General features: G+C 65.9%; 18 protein-coding genes. 4 read left to right on the forward strand and 14 right to left on the reverse strand.

Features of this window, described 5'->3' with window-relative positions; all coding sequences use genetic code 11:
* Window positions 1-247 precede the first annotated feature (247 nt).
* Both hpf and D2T30_RS08260 read left to right on the forward strand, forming a co-directional pair.
* Window positions 248-823: a ribosome hibernation-promoting factor, HPF/YfiA family gene (gene hpf / locus D2T30_RS08255; protein WP_128181465.1), complete on the forward strand. Its 576-nt coding sequence runs from the start codon at window positions 248-250 to the stop codon at window positions 821-823.
* A 34-nt stretch (window positions 824-857) separates the two neighbouring features.
* Window positions 858-1325: a PTS sugar transporter subunit IIA gene (locus tag D2T30_RS08260; RefSeq protein WP_128181467.1), complete on the forward strand. Its 468-nt coding sequence runs from the start codon at window positions 858-860 to the stop codon at window positions 1323-1325.
* Window positions 1326-1509: 184 nt separating this feature from the next.
* Here D2T30_RS08260 and D2T30_RS08265 read toward each other — a convergent pair whose 3' ends face one another.
* The 8 genes from D2T30_RS08265 to cysQ form a co-directional block, all read right to left on the reverse strand.
* Window positions 1510-2916, reverse strand: coding sequence for a nodulation protein NodH (locus tag D2T30_RS08265; protein ID WP_128208478.1), 1407 nt, complete (start codon window positions 2914-2916; stop codon window positions 1510-1512).
* 14 nt (window positions 2917-2930) lie between these two features.
* Window positions 2931-4622, reverse strand: coding sequence for a DUF5927 domain-containing protein (locus D2T30_RS08270; RefSeq protein WP_128208479.1), 1692 nt, complete (start codon window positions 4620-4622; stop codon window positions 2931-2933).
* Window positions 4619-5599, reverse strand: coding sequence for a glycosyltransferase family 2 protein (locus D2T30_RS08275; RefSeq protein WP_128208518.1), 981 nt, complete (start codon window positions 5597-5599; stop codon window positions 4619-4621). The genes D2T30_RS08270 and D2T30_RS08275 overlap by 4 nt, the downstream gene beginning before the upstream one ends.
* Window positions 5600-5751: 152 nt before the next feature.
* The gene (locus tag D2T30_RS08280; protein ID WP_128208480.1) at window positions 5752-6813 is read right to left on the reverse strand and encodes a glycosyltransferase family 2 protein; all 1062 of its coding nucleotides are present in this window, start codon (window positions 6811-6813) and stop codon (window positions 5752-5754) included.
* Window positions 6814-6830: 17 nt separating this feature from the next.
* Window positions 6831-7817: a UDP-glucose 4-epimerase GalE gene (galE, locus tag D2T30_RS08285; protein WP_128208481.1), complete on the reverse strand. Its 987-nt coding sequence runs from the start codon at window positions 7815-7817 to the stop codon at window positions 6831-6833.
* Between the two features lie 5 nt (window positions 7818-7822).
* Window positions 7823-8716 (reverse strand): UTP--glucose-1-phosphate uridylyltransferase GalU, encoded by an 894-nt coding sequence (gene galU, locus D2T30_RS08290; protein ID WP_128181477.1) that lies wholly within the window; start codon window positions 8714-8716, stop codon window positions 7823-7825.
* A gap of 160 nt (window positions 8717-8876) precedes the next feature.
* Entirely contained in the window at window positions 8877-9677 is an 801-nt protein-coding gene (locus tag D2T30_RS08295; protein WP_128208482.1) for a 3-deoxy-manno-octulosonate cytidylyltransferase, read from the reverse strand.
* Window positions 9677-10474 carry a 3'(2'),5'-bisphosphate nucleotidase CysQ gene (gene cysQ, locus D2T30_RS08300; protein ID WP_128208483.1) on the reverse strand — a complete coding sequence of 266 codons (798 nt, stop codon included), beginning with the start codon at window positions 10472-10474 and terminating at the stop codon, window positions 9677-9679. Before cysQ ends, D2T30_RS08295 begins: the two co-directional genes overlap by 1 nt.
* Before the next feature lie 117 nt (window positions 10475-10591).
* On the opposite strand from cysQ, the gene D2T30_RS08305 reads away from it, so the two are divergent.
* Complete coding sequence (locus D2T30_RS08305) at window positions 10592-11413, forward strand: ABC transporter permease (RefSeq protein ID WP_128208484.1); 822 nt, start codon at window positions 10592-10594, stop codon at window positions 11411-11413.
* A gap of 4 nt (window positions 11414-11417) precedes the next feature.
* Here D2T30_RS08305 and D2T30_RS08310 read toward each other — a convergent pair whose 3' ends face one another.
* The 5 genes from D2T30_RS08310 to D2T30_RS08330 all read right to left on the reverse strand — a co-directional run bounded on the left by D2T30_RS08310 (window position 11418) and on the right by D2T30_RS08330 (window position 16902).
* Window positions 11418-12449, reverse strand: a complete 1032-nt coding sequence (locus D2T30_RS08310) for a LacI family DNA-binding transcriptional regulator (protein ID WP_128208485.1) — start codon at window positions 12447-12449, stop codon at window positions 11418-11420.
* A 443-nt stretch (window positions 12450-12892) separates the two neighbouring features.
* Window positions 12893-13132: a DUF2484 family protein gene (locus tag D2T30_RS08315; protein ID WP_128181487.1), complete on the reverse strand. Its 240-nt coding sequence runs from the start codon at window positions 13130-13132 to the stop codon at window positions 12893-12895.
* A 60-nt stretch (window positions 13133-13192) separates the two neighbouring features.
* Window positions 13193-14617 carry a UDP-N-acetylmuramate--L-alanine ligase gene (gene murC, locus D2T30_RS08320; RefSeq protein ID WP_128208486.1) on the reverse strand — a complete coding sequence of 475 codons (1425 nt, stop codon included), beginning with the start codon at window positions 14615-14617 and terminating at the stop codon, window positions 13193-13195.
* Entirely contained in the window at window positions 14614-15717 is a 1104-nt protein-coding gene (locus D2T30_RS08325) for a UDP-N-acetylglucosamine--N-acetylmuramyl-(pentapeptide) pyrophosphoryl-undecaprenol N-acetylglucosamine transferase (RefSeq protein WP_128208487.1), read from the reverse strand. Before D2T30_RS08325 ends, murC begins: the two co-directional genes overlap by 4 nt.
* A 15-nt stretch (window positions 15718-15732) precedes the next feature.
* Window positions 15733-16902: a peptidoglycan glycosyltransferase FtsW gene (locus D2T30_RS08330; protein ID WP_128181493.1), complete on the reverse strand. Its 1170-nt coding sequence runs from the start codon at window positions 16900-16902 to the stop codon at window positions 15733-15735.
* Window positions 16903-17141: 239 nt separating this feature from the next.
* Between D2T30_RS08330 and D2T30_RS08335 the strand changes: the two genes are divergently transcribed.
* Window positions 17142-18071, forward strand: a complete 930-nt coding sequence (locus tag D2T30_RS08335) for an L-lactate dehydrogenase (RefSeq protein ID WP_128208488.1) — start codon at window positions 17142-17144, stop codon at window positions 18069-18071.
* A gap of 1 nt (window position 18072) precedes the next feature.
* Here the strand turns inward: D2T30_RS08335 and murD are convergent, their stop codons facing one another.
* The gene (gene murD / locus D2T30_RS08340) at window positions 18073-19473 is read right to left on the reverse strand and encodes a UDP-N-acetylmuramoyl-L-alanine--D-glutamate ligase (RefSeq protein ID WP_128208519.1); all 1401 of its coding nucleotides are present in this window, start codon (window positions 19471-19473) and stop codon (window positions 18073-18075) included.
* Window positions 19474-19526: the final 53 nt, after the last annotated feature.

Here is a 19526-nt window from a genome sequence, read left to right on the forward strand (position 1 = left end):
CGGCGTGAGCAACCCGTTGACAGAAGGGCCGTTCCTTTCCCACACTACCCAGATGCGTGACCACCGCCCCCTTTCCGCGCGACGTCGCCGCCCGTGTTTCCGGCGGTGCTCGGGCATTTCAGGGGCCGCCCCGTCTTGGGCCGGGGACCGGATCGCGGTGCCACGCAGCGAATCCCCTCAAAGGATTTCAACCGGCCCGGCGGTCCGGACCCTGTCCGGCGCGGGTCCCTGACGTGAAGGAGAAGCCATGCGTTATCAGATCAGCGGAAAGCAGCTCGATATCGGCGAGGCTCTGCAAAGCCATGTGAAGACCGGGCTGGACGCCACGGTCGACAAATATATGCAGCGCCCCACCGATGCGACGATTGTCTTCTCGAAAAATGCCCATGAATACAGCTGCGAAGCCAGCCTGCACCTGTCCACGGGGCTGACCGCCACCGCCTCGGGCAAGGCGACCGAGATCTATGCCGCCTTCGAGGCCTGCCGCGAAAAGATGGACAAGCAGCTGCGCCGCCACAAGCGCCGGCTGAAGGACCATTCGCGCGAACGTTCGCAGCCGGTTGAATTCGCCGCCGCGGACATGTATGTGCTCGCCGCGGATGAAGACGAAACCGAAGCCGACGGCGACAGCCTCGCACCCGTCATCGTCGCCGAGATGGAGATGCAGGTTCCCACCTGCTCGGTCGGCGAGGCGGTGTTGCAGATGGAACTGGCCGGCAAGCCACTGCTCGTCTTCCGTAACGAGAAACACGGCGGGGTGAATGTGGTCTACAGCCGTGACGACGGTCATGTCGGCTGGATCGACCCGCGCAACAGCAAGTGAGCGTCTGAACATGGCGGACGCGGAAAAAGGACAGATGGATCTATCCAACCTGCTCAAGCCGGATGCCGTAAAGGTTCTGGCCACGGTCACGAGCAAGAAGCGTCTGTTTCAGGACCTCGGTGACATCGCGCATTCAGCCTACGGGCTGGATGCGATCCAGACGGTCGACGCGCTCCAGGAACGCGAGGCTCTTGGCCCCACCGGCGTCGGCCACGGGGTCGCGCTGCCGCATGCGCGGCTGCACGGGCTCGACCGGGTCGTGGGGGTGTTCCTGCGGCTGGAAAAGCCGCTCGACTTCGACGCGGTGGACCGGCTGCCGGTGGACCTGATCTTCGCGCTGTTCGCGCCGAAGGATTCGGGGGTCGATCACCTCAAGGCGCTGGCGCTGGTGTCGCGCACGATGCGCAACGCCGAGGTCTGCACCAAGCTGCGGGCGAACACCGATCCGGCGGCGCTGCATGCGGTGCTGACGGCAGCGGCGGGCGGCGTGCAGGCGGCCTGAGCGCGCGCTCCCTGCGGGGGGCGCGGGTGGTTGAGGTGCAAGGGGGCCAGCCCCCTCGCGCGTGTCCTGCGCATTCGGCGGGACATCCTTCCACTGGAAGGATGTCTGATCCGCCTCATCCCGGAATATTTATGGAAACACGATGGGAAGAAGGCTGTTTCCTGCGTGATTCCGCCCCGTCTTCCTAGGCCACGCCCCAGTCCTTGAAACCGAACTGATTGTAGTCGCGCGCATAGAGATCGCGCGCGATTTCCTCCAGCCGGGGCGACCAGATTTCCGACAGCGCCACTGGGGCGATCGCCTCTTCGGGCGGCAGGTGCGGCGGCTCGATCCCCACGGTCCAGCACAGCCAGGCCAGATCATCGTCCAGCCGGTCGTGGCGCATGATCACATCGGGCGCGGCAAAGCGCGAAAACCCCTCGATCATCGCCGACTGGCTTGCCCAGATCAGCGCGACCCGCACGTTGGTCTGGTTGTTCAGGTTCGCCTTCAGCCAGCCCATGAACTGTTCGAGCAGTCCCGCCCAATCCTTCGGATCCCAGTCCCTTGGCCCGGTGCGCGTGCCTTCGGCCGGTATGGGCAGCTTGTAGACCCGGCGCAGCGCCTCGCGGATATCGGCCATGTCGCGCCGCCTGAGCAGCGCCGCCAGCGCCAGATGCGCGCGTTCCAGCGGATGGCGCAGCACGGTGAAGCCGCGATGGCCGGGGTGGCGGTCCTTCCACTGGCGTAGGCTGCCTTGGGTGAAATTCTCCTCGACCGCGCCCAGTTCGTGAAACCAGTTGCGCAGCACCGTGTCGAAGGGCGAGGGCAGCGGCATGTAGACCAGCCCCCGGTCACTTGCGACGAAGCGCGGCACCGCCGGCCCCCGGCGCGGCTCGAAATTCGGGGTGCGCGACAGGTTGAAGCGGTCGAGCCGGGCAAGCGCGGCCTCAAGTTCCGGGAAATTCGCCACCTTGTCGCCGATCGCCCCGGGGTTCTGCACCACGAGGTTCGAGGGCAGCGCCGCCAGCCGCGCGGGAACGCCCAGCCAGGCGGCCAGACCGTTCAGCACGTCAAGATCGCGCAGATCGTCATAATCCACGTAGAAGGCCGTCTGGCCCGAGGTCTGCAAGGCCCGCATCAGCAGGATCTGGAAATCCTGCAATTCGGCCAGATGCGCCTCGAACTCACTCGCGTCGAACACGGCCTGCGCCGATTTGCGGTTGCGCGCATCGCCCAGCTTCCACTGTCCGGTGGCGCGGGCGATCTTCAGGCTGACATAGCTTTCGACCGGATTGCGGGTCAGGACGATCTTGGCGCAGCTCGGGTCGTCCAGCATCGCATCCAGCACGCGCGGGTCGTGGTCGTGGAAATACCGGCAGCCGTTCAGCCCCGGGGCGTTGCGGATACGATCCCACAGTGCCATCGGATCGCGGTCCCGCGCCGCGCGGCTGATGCCCAGAAGCTCCGCCCGGTCGGGATAGCCGATCAGCGCGGGGTTGAACGCCTCGCCGTGGCAGGTGACATCCGCCAGCATGTTGAGCGCGGCCTCGAGCAGGTTCGACCCGGTGCGCATTTCCGCGAGAATCACGAAACTGTCGAATTTCGGCATGGTCTGTTCCGCCTTCATGTGTTGCGGGCGGCCGGCTGGACGGGGCCGCGCAGCATGGCTTCGTGGCCGACCGGGAAATTCCCGATCAGGCGGGGCTGCAGGCCCTGATTGCGCAGCTTTTGCAAGAACCCGCCAAAGCCCGTCAGGTCAACCATCCGCGGCAGCGTGGTCAGCGGCTGCTGCCGGCGGGGGCTGATTTCATCGATGATCGCCTGCAGTGGCGTCGCCGGATCGTCAAGGAAATCCGCCAGCGTCCAGATCCGCAGCCGCGCCTGCGTATGGACGGATCGCAGGATCTCCAGATGCCGGGTCTCGATCCGGTGGAGCCGTGTCGCCTCCTGCCGGATCGCGGCGAAATCGCCGCCCGCGCGGAACAGCGGCACCACCCACGCCCCGCTGATGACCGAGATCTGCGCCTGCGGATCGGTGGCGATGAACCAGTTGATCTCCTGCGCGTCGCGCGGGCCGAACAGGAAACACTGGCGCGTGCCCCGGCTGTTCCAGATCAGGCTGGTCAGGAAGGCGCGCGGGTCATAGTCGCGCAAGCGCGCGCTGTCGGACAGGCCGCCGCGGAAACCGCGCTGCCCGCCCGCGAATTCGGCGCGTCCGGGCGCGAAGAGATGGCCATGCACATCCCCCGGGATCTGCTGCGCCAGCCAGCCGCCGAAATCCTCGAACAGCTCGCCGAATCCCTGAAAGACCGAATAGGGCGCGGCGGTCTTACCCTGTTCGCGGTCCCGCCGTGGCAGGCGGCTTTGCATATACAGCCCCGGCCGCCCGCGCAGGCGCCGTTCGGTCGCAGCGCGGAACAGCCGTTCCAGCGGCATCGGATCGGGCTCGGCCCGGCTGCGCTCCAGATCCGGCGACAGGAAGCCGCGATAGAGCCCCTCGGCCCCCGGCCAGATCTTGCGCGCGACGAAAAAGCCCGAGCGGCGCAGCACCTTCTGGTGATCGTCGTAAAAGACATAGGGCTTGCCGAGCGCATCGAACCGCGCCAGCGTCAGCGAGCGGCTTTCGATCCGGTCGGAATGGCGCCGCGCCAGTGTCTGGAAATAGCTTTCGTCCGGAATCCAGACGCGGCGGAAATAGCGGTCGTAACGGGCCCGGTCCGGATCCGTCAGGATCGCCGAAAGCGTCTTGCGCGACAGGCACCACCACTGGCTGCCCAGATGCGGGGTGAGGCCCGGCGGAATCCGGCGCCGGAAGCCCAGCCGGCGTTGCAGGTCCACATAGGCGTCGAACAGCCGGCGCTGCGTCTTCCATCCAAAGGGGAAGCGCAGGGTGAACCGCTCGATATCCAGCCCGCCGATCGTCCATTCCGTGTCGGCGGTGGTGGCGCTTTCGATGAAATCGGTGTCGGGACAGGCGGCCAGATAATCCGCAAGATCGGCAACCGGGCGCAAGGGCAGGCAGGCGCCCGAGGTCAGGTAGACATGCCCGACATGCGGCGCACGGGACAGGATCATCTCCGCCCCGGCCTGCGCGGCGGCGACCAGCGACCACGTTCCCCAGGCACAGCGATAGCGCCGGGTGAACCCGACGGCATCGACATCGGCCAAACTGCGGCGCAGTGTATCAAACGCCGCGTCGGGCACGGCCGCATCCAGATGGATCGCCACCGGCACGCCGCCCGCCGCCCAGAACCGCGCCACCTGCGCCACCCGGTCGAGCGCGGTGTGGCAGATCATCACCACGCCGAAGCTCACAGCCAGTTCCCCCGCGAGATCAGGCCGAGCGTATCGAGCTGGCGCCAGTTCAGATACCGTTCCGACTGTTCCGTCCAGAGGTCGAGCCCCCCGGCCAGCCCCTGCCGATAGGCGGCATATTCGGCAGACCCGGCGTAATGTTCGCGCCGCCGCATCTCCTCGGCGACCTTCTGTGTCAGGACGGGCAGGAATTTCGTATGCAGCAGGCAGCCCGAGGCCATTTCCCCGCCCCGCTCCTCATATACATGGTTCAACCGCCGCGGCAGCAGCGCATGGGTCGATGATACATAAACATAGCCGCGTTGCCAGCGCACCAGCGGAATCTTGTTCAACGCCGGGGCCGAGGCCGGATCATCGGAGAAAAAGGCCCGCGACCGCGGCCCGCCCTGAATCCACAGGTCATGCAACTTTGCATTGCGCCGCATCATGTAATTGCCGCTGTCGAACCAGCAGGCGATCTCAAGCGGATCCTGCCCCTCCTGATAGGGAACGGCGCCGATCGGCCCCTTCGGATACAGATCCAGCAGCATCGCGGAAAAGGAGGGAAGCCCCTGCCCGTCCAGCCAGTCCGTCAGCGCGCGGAGCGGGCGCACATCGCAATAGGGATAAACGAACAATTCGTCCGGATCGACCACCAGCACCCAATGGCCGGTGCCGTGACGGCGCAGCAGGTGGTTGATCCAGCTGACCCCGAAATTCGCGGCGCGGTAGCTGGCGCGCGTGGACCACAGGGACACGTCCGGCTGATCGTGCAGATAGTCGGCCGACCCGTCATCCGAGCCGTTGTCGATCATCAGAAAATGCCCGACCCCCATGTCGCGGTAATAGTTCAGGAACCACGGCAGCCGGATGCGTTCGTTGCGCAGCGTCGTGAAAACCAGAATATCCGAGGGGTCGATCCCGGCCGTGCGGTCGGAAACCGGCTTCAGTTCGTGCCGGTGCAGCAATCCCCGCAGCTGGTGGCGGCGGCGCATCATCCTCAGGCGGTATAGCGTCTTCAGATTCACGGATTGTCTTCCACTCGCCGGGCATATGGAACGTCACACAACACAAGTCGGCGACTGTCGGGCCAGTCTTCGGTCGATGCCCTTGGAATGGCGCGAGGCCATGGCACAAGATGACTTCCGCGTTAGTTTGTTGCTGTTGTCTTGTCAACATCCTGGGCCGGATCGGGGGTCCAGCCACCGCGCGAGATCAGGCCCTCGGCCTCAAGCGCGCGCCAGCCGCGCCAGGTCGCGGCCCCGGGATGCCACAGGACCGGATCGGCGATCAGCCTGTCGTAATAATCGTCATAAAGCGCGGCATGGGTGAAATGTTCGCCGCGCAGCTTTTCATCGCGCGACCGCGGAATGACCTGATCGAGGAACTTGTTGTGCAAAAGCACCCCCGTCGGCAGGCCGCGCCGCGCGTCGAACCCGGCGTTCAGCCGTGGCGGCAGCGCGATATGGGTCGAGCTGACATAGGCATAGCGCCAGTGCCAGCGGATCAGCGGCGTCTTGTGCAGATGGGGCGCGCGCTCGGGGTTGTCGGCAAACAGGACGCGCTGTCGCGGCCCCCCGCGGATCGAGATATTGCGATAGCGGGGCTGGTATTCCCAGTCGTATCCGCAGGGATCGTAGTGATCCAGCACCGTGGCGGGATCCGCCCCCGGCGCGCACCGGGCAGACGACAACGGCCCGCGCGGATACAGATCCAGCATCAGCGCCGCCATGCAATCCGCCCCCTGCGCGTCGAGCCACGCGGTCAGCGCCGGCAGGGCGGGGGTGCGGTCGGTCGGCAGGATCAGGATCTCATCCGCATCGACCGTCAGGCACCAGTGCCCGTTGCCGTGGCGCATCAGCAGCCCGTTGATCCAGTCCATCCCGAAGCGCGCGGCGCGGTAGCTGCCCTCGGCGCGCCACAGCGAAACGCCAGGCTCCGCCCGCAACAGCGCGGCGGTGGCGTCGGTGCTGGCATTGTCCACGATCAGGAAATGGCTGACCCCGAGGTCGCGGTAATGGCGCAGTAAGAACGGCAGGCGCGCGGCTTCGTTCCGCAGGCAGGCGAACAGCAGGATATCCCCCGGCGCGATCCCCGCCGTCCGGTCGCAGACCGGCTGCAACCGGCGGCGGGCCTTGATCGCGCGCCACAGCAGCTTGCGCCGCTTCACGCGCAGCCGATAGCGGCGGATGATATCGGACAGCAGATCCATCCGCCTCCGGTTCGGGATCAGGCCCCGAACCGCGGGCTTTGATGCCAGCGCCAGGCGTCGGCGATCATGGTTTCCAGATCGCTGCGCTTGGGTTGCCAACCCAGTTCCTTCACCGCCTTGGTCGAACCGCAGACCAGCGAGGCGGCATCGCCCGGACGGCGTTCCCCCTCGATGATCGGCACGTCGCGGTTGGTGACCGCACGGGATTTGGCGATCACCTCGCGCACCGAAAAGCCGGTGCCGGAGCCGAGGCAGAACACATCCGAAGGCTTGCCATCCTCCAGCCATTTCAGGCCAAGGACATGCGCATCCACCAGATCGGACACATGCACATAATCGCGGATGCAGGTGCCATCCGGCGTCGGATAATCCGATCCGAACACCGTCAGCGCCGGGCGCCGCCCGTCGATCGCATCCAGCATCAGCGGGATCAGATGGGTCTCGGGTTCGTGATTCTCGCCGATCTCGGCCTCCGGATCGCAGCCCGCAACGTTGAAGTAGCGGAAGATGACCGAGCGCAGCCCGTCGCTGGCGCCGAAATCGCGCAGCATGTCCTCGATCGCGCGCTTCGATCCGCCATAGGCGTTGATCGGCAACTGCCGGGCGTTTTCATCCAGCAGCACGCCGTCCTGATCGCCATAGGTCGCGCAGGTCGAGGAAAAGACGAACTGCCTGCAGTTCGCCACCACCGCCGCCTCGATCAGGTTCAGCGCGCACAACACATTGGTGCGCCAGTATTTGCCCGGATCCTTCATCGATTCGCCGACAAGGCTGAGCGCGGCGAAATGCATGACGGCGACGGGTTTCCACTTCGCGAAAACCTCGTCCAGCCGCGCACGGTCGGCCAGATCGCCCTGTTCGAACGGGCCGAACTTCACCGCGCCTTCCCATCCCGTCAGCAGGGAATCGAAGGTCACCGGCACATAGCCCGCGTTCCGCAGGGCCTTGCAGGCGTGCGAGCCGATATAGCCCGCACCCCCCGTCACCAGAACATGCTTGGTCATCGCCCTTATTCCGCGGCCGCGCGCATCGCCATGACATCACCGAGGAAATGCTCGAACTCTTCGCGCAGATCCTCCCGCGCGAGGCCGAAGGCCACGGTCGCCTGCAGGAAGCCCGCCTTGGAGCCACAGTCGTAGCGCTGCCCGCGGAAGCGGCAGCCGTAGACCGGATTGCCCTTGGTCAGTTCGTCGGCGATCGCATCGGTCAGCTGCACTTCGCCGCCCGTGCCGGTCTTCAGCTTGTTCAGGTTTTCCATGACGCTGTTGTTCAGGATATAGCGCCCGATCACCGCGAGGTTCGAGGGCGCATCCTCGGCCTGCGGCTTCTCGACCATGCCCTTGACCGAGACCAGCGAGCCCATGTCCTGCTTGACGTCCAGAATGCCGTAGGACGAGGTGCGGTCGCGCGGCACTTCCATCGCGGCGACGATGTTGCCGCCGGTTTCCTCATAGGCTTCCATCATCTGCGCGAGGCAGGGCTTTTCGGCGGCGATCACGTCGTCGGTCAGCAGCACGGCAAAGGGCTCGTCGCCCACCAGCTTCTTGGCGCACCAGACGGCATGGCCAAGGCCGAGCGGCCGGTTCTGCCGCACATAGGCGATTTCGCCCGAATGCATCTTCGTCGCTTCGAGCAGTTTCAGCAGATGCGCCTTGCTCGGCTTGTTCAGCGCGGCTTCCAGTTCGGGCGCATCGTCGAAATAGTCTTCCAGCGCGGATTTGCCCCGCGACGTCACGAAGATGAAATCGGTGATGCCCGCGGCGCGCGCTTCATCGATCGCATATTGGATCAACGGACGGTCCACCAGCGTCAGGATCTCTTTCGGGATCGCCTTCGTCGCGGGCAGGAAGCGGGTCCCGAGGCCGGCGACGGGGAAAATCGCTTTCGTGACCTTGCGTTTCATATAGCACCTATAGTTGTGGACCGTTCATGATCCGTGAATTGGCGGCGGTATCATCCGCCGAAAAACGAAGCATCTCAAGCGGCGGCAGTAAGAAACCATTTACCTTTCGCGCCTTTTCGCCGAGATGCGCACGAAATGGCGTCACAAATATGACGTGATGTCAGGAAATGCCCATCTCGGCCATCATTCGCTCAATCTTGGGAACGTCCGAGGGATTGTTCAGTTCCCAGAATTGTCGACCCCGCGCCTCGACCTCGACGCAGAGCACCGCGCGGGCGTTTTCGAGGAAGCGGAGCTGTTCCAGCCCCTCCAGCCCTTCCAGCGGACCGACCGGCCAGTTCGGATAGGCGCGCAGGATGTCCGGCCGGTAGGCGTAGACGCCGACATGGTGAAAGACCGGGGTGGGATCATGCGGGGCATAGGTTCCGGCGGTGAAGGGAATCACCTCTTTCGAGAAGTAGATCCCCCGGTTCAGCGCCCCGAAGACCGCCGTCGTGCCGCCCACGCGCCCCTGTGCGCGGTCCTCGCGCAGCGAGGCCAGCATCGCCCCCTCGCAGCGCAGCACCGGCGTCGCCAGCTCGGCCCAGGGGTGGGCGCGCAGGCCCGCGACCAGATCCTCGATGAACCAGGCGGGGGTCAGCGGCGCATCGCCCTGCAGGTTCACGACCATCTCGTAATCGCCGCCGATCCGGTCCAGCGCCTCGGCGCAGCGTTCGGTGCCGTTGGCGCAGTCGGGGGAGGTCATCACCACCTCGGCGCCGAATCCCTCGGCCTCGGCGCGGATGCGGTCGTCGTCGGTGGCGACCACAACCCGGTCCGCCCCGGAAACCGACAGCGCCGCCTCCCAGCTGCGGCGGATCAGCGTTTTCGGAACCCCGTCCGCCCCGGTCAGCGGCACAAGCGGCTTTGCCGGATAGCGGGTCGAGGCATAGCGGGCGGGAATGACGATCAGGACGGACATTATTTCACCAGAAGGACGCCGGGAGCATAGGCGATGAAGAAGGGATTCTCGAAGCCGGGTTTGCCATAGGTGAAGGGCGCGTGATCCTCAAGCCGGACCATCTTGCCCCCTGCCCCGCGCAGCACCGCATCGCCCGCCGCCGTGTCCCATTCCATCGTGCGGCCAAGGCGGGGATACAGGTCCGCCTCCCCCGCCGCGACAAGGCAGAATTTCAGCGACGACCCGGCCGAGGTCATCTCCTGCACCGCATATTGCGCGATATAGGCATCCGTCGCCGGATCGCGGTGGGATTTCGACGCGACCACGCGCAACGCCCGATTGTCGGGCACGGACACCATCAGCGGCCGCTGTTCGCCCACCACATCCTTGTGGAAACCGGGGCCGATCTCCTCGACCGAACGGCCATCGGCGAGCGTGTAGAACAGCCGCCCCTTCGCCGGGGCATAGACCACGCCGCGCACCGGCACGCCGTTTTCGACATAGGCGATGTTGACGGTGAAATCGCCGCGCCGCTGCACGAATTCCTTGGTCCCGTCCAAGGGATCGACGATCAGGAAGGTGCTGACCGATTGCAGATGGCTTGCGGCCTGTTCCTCGGTCACCAGCGGCATCTGCGGAAAGGCCTCGGCCAGCCCTTCCGAGATCAGCCGGTCGGCCGCCTCGTCCGCCTCGGTCACCGGCGAGGCATCGGATTTCTGCCGCACCTCGAATTCCGACGAATGGTAGACCTCCATGATCCGGTCCCCCGCATCCAGCGCAAGACGCCGCAGGACAAAGGCAAGACGTTCAAGATCCATCGTTCACTCCCGCCGGAACCCCGGTGATTGCCATGAATTGGTCCCGAAGTTATGATCTGCCACGGCCGGATCGGCAAGATACAGTCACGACAACGTTCCAGCCGGCAAGGATCAGGCATGTTCAGGGTGAAGCGACGCAGAGGCGGCCTTGCATCGGCGTTCAGCACGCTGGAGCTGATCTATCACGCGACGGTGCGCAATGTCCGGCAGGCGCATGGCAATGCCTTCATCGGGCTTTTGAAGAACATCTTCCAGACGGTTGTGCTGGTCGGCTCGTTCTATCTGATGATGACGCTTCTGGGCATGCAGACGGTGGCGCTGCGCGGCGATTTCATCCTGTATATCATGACCGGGATCTTCCTTTACATGACCCATGTGAAGGCGGTGGGGGCGGTCTTCGCCTCCGAAGGGCCCGCCTCGGCGATGATGAAACACGCGCCGATGACGCCCGCGATCGCCATTGCCTCGGCGGCGCTCGGCACGCTTTACCTGCAGGTCCTGTCGGCGATGACGATCCTGTTCATCTACCACGCCGCCTTCGTGCAGATCACCATCTACAACTGGGTCGGGGCCTTCGCCATGCTGCTGCTGGCGTGGTTCAGCGGCGTCGCGGTCGGGGTCATCTTCCTGGCGCTCAAACCCTGGGCGCCGGATGCCGCCGGAATCGCCATGCAGATCTATACGCGGGTGAACATGATCGCCTCGGGCAAGTTCTTCCTCGCCAATACGCTGCCGCACAAGATCCTGATGATGTTCAGTTGGAACCCGCTGTTCCACACCATCGATCAGGCGCGGGGCTTCACCTTCATCAATTACAACCCGCATTTCTCGAACTGGCAGTATCCGCTGTATGTCGGGCTGGCGCTGATGATGATCGGGCTGATGGGGGAATTCTACACCCGTCAGCGCGCTTCGGCGAGCTGGCAGGCGCGGCACTGACGGCTCAGGCGCGCCGGATCGTGTCGCCGGGCTGGATCACCGGGGTCAGTTCGATCACCTCGCCGCCGATGACGCCCGAATGCGGCCGCCCGGCGATGATCTGCGCGGCCTTGGCGCCGATCTCGCGCCGGCACGAATCCATCGTCGCCAGACGCCGCGGCAGCCCCTCCAGCAGGTCCACCCCGTTGAACCCGGCCAGCCCCAGTTGGCGGGGCACATCATAGCCGTTCTCAAGGCACCACAAAAGCCCGCCGGCGCCGATCATGTCATTGGAATAATACAGGAAATCCAGATCCGGCGTGCGCGACAGGATGGCCTGCGTCATCTCCCGCCCCTTTTTCAGGGCCGAGCCACCGGAATAGAACTCGGTATCGGCAAGCTGCAGGCCCGCCTCGGCCAGCCCTTCCTGAAACCCTTCAAGCCGCTTGCGCGCCCGATGGTCGAGCGGCATCTTGGTGCCCAGAAACCCGATCCGGCGATAGCCCGCGGCAACGATCGCCGCCGCCATCTGCCGCCCGGCACGGCGATGCGAGATGCCGACGACCGAATCGACCCCCTCGCCGTCGGTATCCATGATCTCGACCACCGGCACGCCGGAATTGCGCAGCATCGCCCGCGCGGTTTCCGAATGCTCCAGCCCCGCGACGATCATCCCCGAAGGGCGCCACGACAGCATTTCATACAGGACCGTCTCTTCCTTTTCCGGCAGATAGGCGGTGACGCCAACGACAGGCTGCAACCCGGTGTCGTCGAGTTCGGCCGAAATGCCGCCCAGCACCTCGGGGAAGACGAGGTTGGACAGCGACGGAATCACCACCCCCACCAGATTCACCCGCTGCGAAGCCAGCGCCCCCGCGATCTTGTTCGGCACATAGCCCAGCATCCGCGCCGCCTCGAGCACCTTTTCGCGTGTGCTGTCCGACACATCGCCGCGATTGCGCAGCACACGGCTGACCGTCATCTCGGAAACGCCGGACGCTTCGGAGACATCGCGCAGGGTCAGGGGGCGGCGGGAATCGACAGGAGAACGGGCCAACCGGAAACCTTTCTGTGGGACGTCTTCCTTCCTATCGCCAAACATTTCCCTTGCGCAAGCGCGACGATTCGCTTATGTTAGCGGTAACGGCAGCGAACCAGACTCCGAAAAATTCGCGGCCGTCATCCTTGAGCGTCGTGTGTAGACTCCGATCACGACCTGAAAGACCAGAAGGGGGAGGCGTGGGCCCATACGCTCCCCCTTTTTCTTTCCCCCCAATATCGCTGCCCTTTCCCGCGTCCTATCCGCCTAATGGACGAAATGATTCAGGCGCGCGTTCGGAACCACCCAACGCGATCTTCTCCCTTCGTGTTTCCATAAATATCCCGGGGGTGAGGCGCTTGCGCCGAGGGGGCTGGCCCCCTCCCCGCCATCCACAGGCGCAGGGGGCACGGCCCTGACACCCGCAAGCCACAGGACAATCTTTCGGGAACTCTCGTCCCTCAGCCGCGCCCCTGCGCGGGCTGCATCAGGCTGCGCACCGGCAGGCGCAGGACCGAGACGCCGCCAAGCAGCGCCAGCAGGCCGATGACCGGCCCGTTCTGGAAGGTGACCCACCCCAGCAGCGGCACGCCGATGCAGATCAGCCCCCAGGCGACCGGCCAGTGATAGCGGTAGGGACCGACCTGGATCAGCCCCGTGCAGGCCGCCCAGAGGCAGGTGAACGCGATCGACAGGATCATCTTTCGGTTTCCGTCCCCTGCGCCGGACCCGCACAGCGGTCGCGGCGCGCAGGGCTCATCTCAGTTTCCCAGTTTCGCGGGCAGCGCATTCGCCCAAGCCGAGATCGTCCCCGCGCCAAGGCAGACGACGATATCGCCGGGCCGCGCCTGTTCCTTGACCAGCCGGGCCAGATCGTCCTCGTTCAGCAGGGCGCGGGCGTGGCGGTGACCGTGGCGGATCAGCCCGGCGACCAGATCGTCGCGCGTCGCGCCGGGGATCGGCTCCTCGCCCGCGGCATAGACCTCGGCGATGGCGACCACATCGGCTTCGTTGAAGCAGGTGCAGAAATCGTCGAACAGATTGTGCAGGCGGGAATAGCGGTGCGGCTGATGCGCCGCGATCACGCGGGCGCCGGGCGTGCCCGACACATATTGCCGCGCGGCCTTCAGCACGGCGGCGATCTCGACCGGGTGGTGGCCGTAGTCGTCGATGACGGTGACGCCGCCCAGAACCTCGCCGACCTTGGTGAAGCGCCGGTTGACGCCGCCGAAGGCGGCCAGCGCCTCGCGGATCTCTTCGCGCTTCATGCCCAGATACCGCGCCACCGCCACGGCCGCCAGCGCGTTGGAGACGTTGTGATCGCCGGGCATCGGCAGGGTGCAGCCCTCGATCGCCACATCCTTGCCCTCGTGCTGCAAGAGCACGTCGAAATGCGCGCTGCCGTCGTGATAGCTCAGGTTCACCGCCCGCACATCCGCTTGCGCGTTGAAGCCGAAGGTGGTGACGCGGCGGTCGGTGACGCGGCCGACCAGCGCCTGCACCTCGGGGTGGTCGGTGCAGCAGACCGCCAGCCCGTAGAACGGGATATTGGTGACAAAATCGTAAAAGCCCTTGCGCAGGTTCTCGATCGAGCCCCAGTGCTCCATATGTTCCGGGTCGATGTTGGTGACGATGGCGATGGTCGCGGGCAGCCGGTTGAAGGAGCCGTCCGATTCATCCGCCTCGACCACCATCCATTCGCCCGCACCCGCCCGCGCGTTCGAGCCATAGGCATGGATGATCCCGCCGTTGATGACGGTCGGATCGAAGCCGCCCTTGTCCAGCAGCGTCGCCACAAGGGTCGTCGTCGTCGTCTTGCCATGCGTCCCGGCGATGGCGATGTTCGACTTCAGCCGCATCAACTCGGCCAGCATCTCGGCGCGGCGCACGACGGGCAGATGACGGCGGCGGGCCTCTTCCAGCTCCGGATTGCCCGGCTTGATCGCGGAGGAAATCACCACGACCCCGACCTCGTCGGTGATATTGTCGGACCGCTGCCCCTCAAAGAAGGTGGCGCCAAGCGTCACCAGCCGGTCGGTGATCTTCGACGCTTTCGCATCCGACCCCTGCACCCGGTAACCCAGCGTCATCAGCACTTCGGCGATGCCCGACATGCCGATCCCGCCGATCCCGATGAAATGGATGGGCCCGAGTTCCCCGGGCAGCTTGGTGGCGGCGGCGGTCATGATGTATATCCTGCGAGTTCTTCAACGATGGCGACAAGGCGCTCGGTCGCATCCGGGATGCCATAGCCAAGCGCCGACTGCGCCATGTGCAGCGCGCCGCCCGGATTGTCCAGCACCAGCGCGACCTGTTCGGCCAGCGATTCCGGCGTCGCGGCCGATTCCGGCACAAGGATCGCCGCCCCCGCATCCACCAGACCGCGGGCATTCGCCGTCTGGTGATCGCCCGTCGCCGCGGCATAGGGAATCAGGATCGAGGGCCGCCCGACCACCGAAATATCCGCGACCGAAGACGCCCCGGAGCGCGAGATCACCAGCTGGCAATCCGCCAGCCGGCGCGGCACGTCGCGGAAGAAGGGCTGGACGTCCGCCTCGATCCCCGCTTCGGCATAGGTGGCGACGACACGTTCCAGATCCTCGGGCCGGGCCTGATGCGAGACGCGCAGCAGCCCGCGGACGCGGTCGGGCAGCAGCGACAGCGCCTCGGGCACGACCTCGGACAGGACCCGGGCGCCTTGCGAGCCGCCGATCACCAGAATCGACATCGGATAATCGCCCGGCGGGATATAGGGCGCGCCATGCCGTTCCAGCACCGCGCCGCGCACGGGGTTGCCGATATGCACCCCCTCGACGCCCGGCGGCAGATCGGTGGGCCATGTGCCGCAGGCAAAGGCGCTGACATGTTTGGCAAAGATCCGGTTCACCTTGCCCATCACGCCATTCTGTTCATGGATCGCCCGCGGCACCCGCAGAACCCAGGCCGAACTCAGCGCCGGGATCGTCGGATAGCCGCCGAATCCCACCACCACATTCGGCCGGTCCGAGATGTTGCGCATCGTCGCGGAAAAGATCCCGCCCAGAATACGGAACGGCACCGTCAGACGCGACAGCGCCCCCCCCCGCGAGAAGGTGGCGGAGGACACCTCCTCCACCTCGACCACATGGGGAAAGCCGCCCGCGTAGCGCGCCCCGCGCGCGTCGGTCGACAGCTTCACCCGCCAGCCCCGCCGCACCATCGCCTCGGCCAGAGCCTGCGCCGGGAACATATGCCCCCCGGTGCCGCCCGCCGCGATGAGTAGGAGGGGCAGTTGACTGTCTGACATCTCGGCCTCCTGCCGTTATTGCTGGGCGCGCCGCGCGAGAATGTCGGATATCTCGCCCTGCGGCCGCGATCGTGTCAGCGCCAGCAGGAATCCCAGCGTGATGCCCGAGGCGATGACCGACGATCCGCCATAGCTGACGAAGGGCAGCGTCATCCCCTTGGCCGGCAGCAGACGCACCGCCACGCCCATGTTGATCAGCGCCTGCACGCCGAAGGTGCAGGCCAGCCCCGCCCCCGCCAGCCGGGTGAACGGGTCGCGTTCGCGCATCAGCCGCAACAGCGAGCGCGTCACGATCAGGGCGTAAAGCGCGATGATCGCCATCACCAGCAAAAGGCCGTATTCCTCGGCCGCCACGGCGATGATGAAGTCGGTATGCGCGTCGGGCAGCGACCATTTCACCGTCCCCTCACCCACGCCGACGCCAAAGAAGCCGCCCTCCTGAATGGCGTTCGTCGCGTAGCCGATCTGCGTGCGCGGATCGATTTCCGACGACAGGAAGCCATTGATCCGGCGGGCAAAGTGGTCCGAGGTGTTGTAGGCAAAGAAGCCGCCGGCCGCGGTGATCCCCGCCACGCAGGCCAGCAGGAAGATCGGCGCACCGCCGATGAAATACATCACCATCCAGGAAAACAGCACCAGCGAGGCCTGACCGAAGTCCGGCTGCATCGCCAGCAGCGTGACGATGATCCCCGCGAGGATGAAGGAATAGAGCCGCCCGGGCGGCCCCGCCACCTCATGCGCCGCGGCGATGAACCATGCGGCGATGATGACGAAGCCGGGTTTCAGGAACTCCGACGGCTGGAACGACGCGAAACCGAGCGAGAACCACCGCACCGCGCCCTTGCCGAAATCCGTGCCGAAGACCGGCAGGGCCAGCAGCGCGGCGAAGGCGAAGAAGAAGCCGATCACCCCGATGCGCCGCACCTTGACCGGGCTCAGCATCGACAGGCCCAGCATCACGATCAGCGCGGTGACCCCGAAGAAGGCCTGCCGCTTGACGTAGTAGAAGGGTTCGAGGTTGTTCTTTTCCGCCAGCGGCACCGAGGCCGCAAGCCCCAGCAGCATCCCGACCCCGAACAGGATCAGAATCGCCGAAAGCGCCCATTTGTCGATCGTCCGCCACCAACGGGGGAGGACCGGTTCACCCGCCTTTACAGGCGCGGTGCCGAACACCATTTCTGTCATGGCTTACCGCCGATGCTGCCTCGAATACGCCCGTTTTTCCGGGTCTGACGTTTATTCTAGCGCAAAGCATTTTGCCTGAACAGGGGAACAAGGCGGAATCGGCGCGTCCGAAGGCGCTTTCCCCGATTTCCGCCCAAGGCGAATGCGGTTTCCCGCGCGGCCGCCGCCCCGGCCCCCTTGGCGGGTGACGCGGCGCCCCGAACATGCGACCCTTCACCGGGCATCACAGGGAGGCGGGCATGAAAGTCGGAATCGTCGGGGCCGGAATGGTCGGCTCGGCCGCGGGCTATGCGATCGCGCTGACCGGCGGGGCAAGCGAGATCGTCCTTGTCGATTACAAGCCCGCGCTCGCCGTGGCGCAGGCCGAGGATATCGCCCATGCGGTGCCCTTCGCCCATCCCTGCCGGGTTCTGGCGGGGGATTACGACAATCTTGCCGGGGCGACGGTGGTGATTCTGGCCGCCGGCGTGCCGCAGAAACCGGGCGAGAGCCGCCTCAGCCTGCTCAGCCGCAACGCCGAGGTGTTTTCCGAGGTCGTCGCGCGCGTTATCAAGGCCGCGCCCGATGCGCTGCTGCTGGTCGCCTCGAATCCCGTCGACATCATGACCGAGGTGGCGCTGCGCGCCTCCGGCCTGCCGCCCGAACGGGTGATCGGCTCGGGCACGATTCTCGACACCGCGCGGTTCCGCACGCTGCTTGGCGCGCATCTGGGCATCGCGGCGGGATCGGTCCATGCCTATGTGCTGGGCGAACATGGCGACAGCGAGGTGCTTGTGTGGTCCTCGGCCCGCGTCGGCACGGAAACGGTGGCGCGCTTCGGCGCACAGCTTGGCGCCGCGATCACCGACGAGGTGCGCGACCGGATCGACGCGGGCGTGCGCCAGGCCGCCTATCGGATCATTGAGGGCAAGGGGGCCACATGGTATGGCATCGGCGCCGGTCTCGCGCGGATCGTGCAGGCGGTGCGGAACGACCAATCCTCGGTCCTGTCCTGTTCCATCGTCACGCCCGAGGTCGAGGGCGTGCAGGACGTCGCGCTCAGCCTGCCGCGGGTGGTGGGATCGAAAGGCGTGATCGGCACGCTCGCCCCCGATCTGTCGCCCGATGAGGCGGCCGGGCTGCGCCGCTCGGCCGAGGTGCTCAAGGAAACCTCGGCCAAGCTCTTCTAGCTCAGTCCGGCAGCGCCACGACCAGTTCGGCGAAATGATCGCCGCGCTTCTCGAAGCTCTTGTACTGGTCGAAACTCGCCGCCGCGGGGGCCAGCAGGACGGTATCGCCCGGCTCGGCGTCCTCGGCCGCGCGCCGCACCGCGCGCTCCATCGTCTCGCAGATCTCATGGTCCAGCCCGTCGAGTTCCAGCGCGAAATCCCGCCCCGAATGGCCGATGAAATAGGCCTTGCGCACATGGCCCAGATGCGGCTGAAGCGACTTGACCCCGCCTTCCTTGCCCAGCCCCCCGGCGATCCAGCGGATGTTGGAAAACGCCTCCAGCGCCTTTTCCGCGCTGTCGACATTGGTGGCCTTGGAATCGTTGACGTAACGCACACCGCGCTTGACAGCGATGGTCTGCGAACGGTGCGGCAGCCCCTTGAAGCTGTGGAACGCCTCCTCGATCACCTTCGGCGCGATGCCCAGACTGCGGCACGCCGCATAAGCCGCGCAGGCGTTCTGGTGATTGTGCGCGCCCGGCAGCCCGGCGATGTCGCGCAGGTCGATCGAGCCCACCTGCCGCCCCTTGCGCCATTCCGCCAGAAAGCCCTTGCGCGCAAAGACCGACCAGCCGAAATCGCCCAGCTTCTTTGCCGAAGAAATGCGGATCACCCGGTCATCCTCGCGCGAGGTGGCGATCTGGTTCGCCAGAAAGACGCCTTCCTTTTCGTCGACGCCGATCACCGCACGATCCGGCCCGCCCTCGACGAACAGCCGCCGCTTCGCCGCGAAATAGCCCCCCAGCCCCGCATGCCGGTCGAAATGATCGGGCGAGAGGTTGGTGAAAACGGCGATATCCGGCGTCAGCGCCCGGGCAAGGTCGGTCTGGTAGCTCGACAGTTCCAGCACGACGACCTCGCCATCCTGCGCGGGCTCGATGTCCAGAACGCCGCGCCCGATGTTGCCCGCCATCTGCGTCGGCCGCCCGGCATGGTCGAGGATGTGATGGATCAGCGCCGTGGTCGTGGACTTGCCGTTCGATCCGGTGACGCAGACGGTGCGCGGCGTGGTGGTGAAATCGTCCCAGCCCGCCGTCGCCCAGGACCGGAAGAACAGCCCGATGTCGTTGTCGACCGGGATCCCCTGCTCCATCGCGGCGGCAATGACACGGTTCGGCTGCGGATAAAGATGCGGAATCCCCGGCGAGGTGATCAGCGCCGCCACCCCGTGAAAGGCCCCCTCGCGCGTCAGGTCGTGGCAGGTCCAGCCCGCCGCCTCGGCCCGCGCGCGCGCCTCCGGGCTGTCGTCCCACAAAAGCGGCTCCGCCCCGCCGGCCCGCAATGCCGCAGCCGTCGCCAGCCCCGACCGGCCAAGCCCCAGAACAGCCACCTTGTGGCCCTTGTATCCCTGAACCGGAATCATCATGCCCCCACGTCGCAGGCAGGGGTTTCACACCCCCGCACCCCCGTGGGATA

This window comes from Paenirhodobacter populi (assembly GCF_004022215.1).
Lineage (GTDB): Bacteria > Pseudomonadota > Alphaproteobacteria > Rhodobacterales > Rhodobacteraceae > Rhodobacter > Rhodobacter populi.

Excerpts from the sequence above, each read along its gene's own strand:
- murD (WP_128208519.1), bottom strand. The coding sequence starts at position 19,473 with ATGATTCCGGTTCAGGGATACAAGGGCCACAAGGTGGCTGTTCTGGGG.
- D2T30_RS08265 (WP_128208478.1), bottom strand. The coding sequence starts at position 2,916 with ATGCCGAAATTCGACAGTTTCGTGATTCTCGCGGAAATGCGCACCGGG.
- D2T30_RS08295 (WP_128208482.1), bottom strand. The coding sequence starts at position 9,677 with ATGTCCGTCCTGATCGTCATTCCCGCCCGCTATGCCTCGACCCGCTAT.
- D2T30_RS08335 (WP_128208488.1), top strand. The coding sequence starts at position 17,142 with ATGAAAGTCGGAATCGTCGGGGCCGGAATGGTCGGCTCGGCCGCGGGC.
- cysQ (WP_128208483.1), bottom strand. The coding sequence starts at position 10,474 with ATGGATCTTGAACGTCTTGCCTTTGTCCTGCGGCGTCTTGCGCTGGAT.
- D2T30_RS08330 (WP_128181493.1), bottom strand. The coding sequence starts at position 16,902 with ATGACAGAAATGGTGTTCGGCACCGCGCCTGTAAAGGCGGGTGAACCG.
- murC (WP_128208486.1), bottom strand. The coding sequence starts at position 14,617 with ATGACCGCCGCCGCCACCAAGCTGCCCGGGGAACTCGGGCCCATCCAT.
- D2T30_RS08315 (WP_128181487.1), bottom strand. The coding sequence starts at position 13,132 with ATGATCCTGTCGATCGCGTTCACCTGCCTCTGGGCGGCCTGCACGGGG.
- hpf (WP_128181465.1), top strand. The coding sequence starts at position 248 with ATGCGTTATCAGATCAGCGGAAAGCAGCTCGATATCGGCGAGGCTCTG.
- D2T30_RS08260 (WP_128181467.1), top strand. The coding sequence starts at position 858 with ATGGATCTATCCAACCTGCTCAAGCCGGATGCCGTAAAGGTTCTGGCC.
- D2T30_RS08325 (WP_128208487.1), bottom strand. The coding sequence starts at position 15,717 with ATGTCAGACAGTCAACTGCCCCTCCTACTCATCGCGGCGGGCGGCACC.
- D2T30_RS08275 (WP_128208518.1), bottom strand. The coding sequence starts at position 5,599 with ATGATGCGCCGCCGCCACCAGCTGCGGGGATTGCTGCACCGGCACGAA.
- D2T30_RS08280 (WP_128208480.1), bottom strand. The coding sequence starts at position 6,813 with ATGGATCTGCTGTCCGATATCATCCGCCGCTATCGGCTGCGCGTGAAG.
- D2T30_RS08305 (WP_128208484.1), top strand. The coding sequence starts at position 10,592 with ATGTTCAGGGTGAAGCGACGCAGAGGCGGCCTTGCATCGGCGTTCAGC.
- galU (WP_128181477.1), bottom strand. The coding sequence starts at position 8,716 with ATGAAACGCAAGGTCACGAAAGCGATTTTCCCCGTCGCCGGCCTCGGG.
- galE (WP_128208481.1), bottom strand. The coding sequence starts at position 7,817 with ATGACCAAGCATGTTCTGGTGACGGGGGGTGCGGGCTATATCGGCTCG.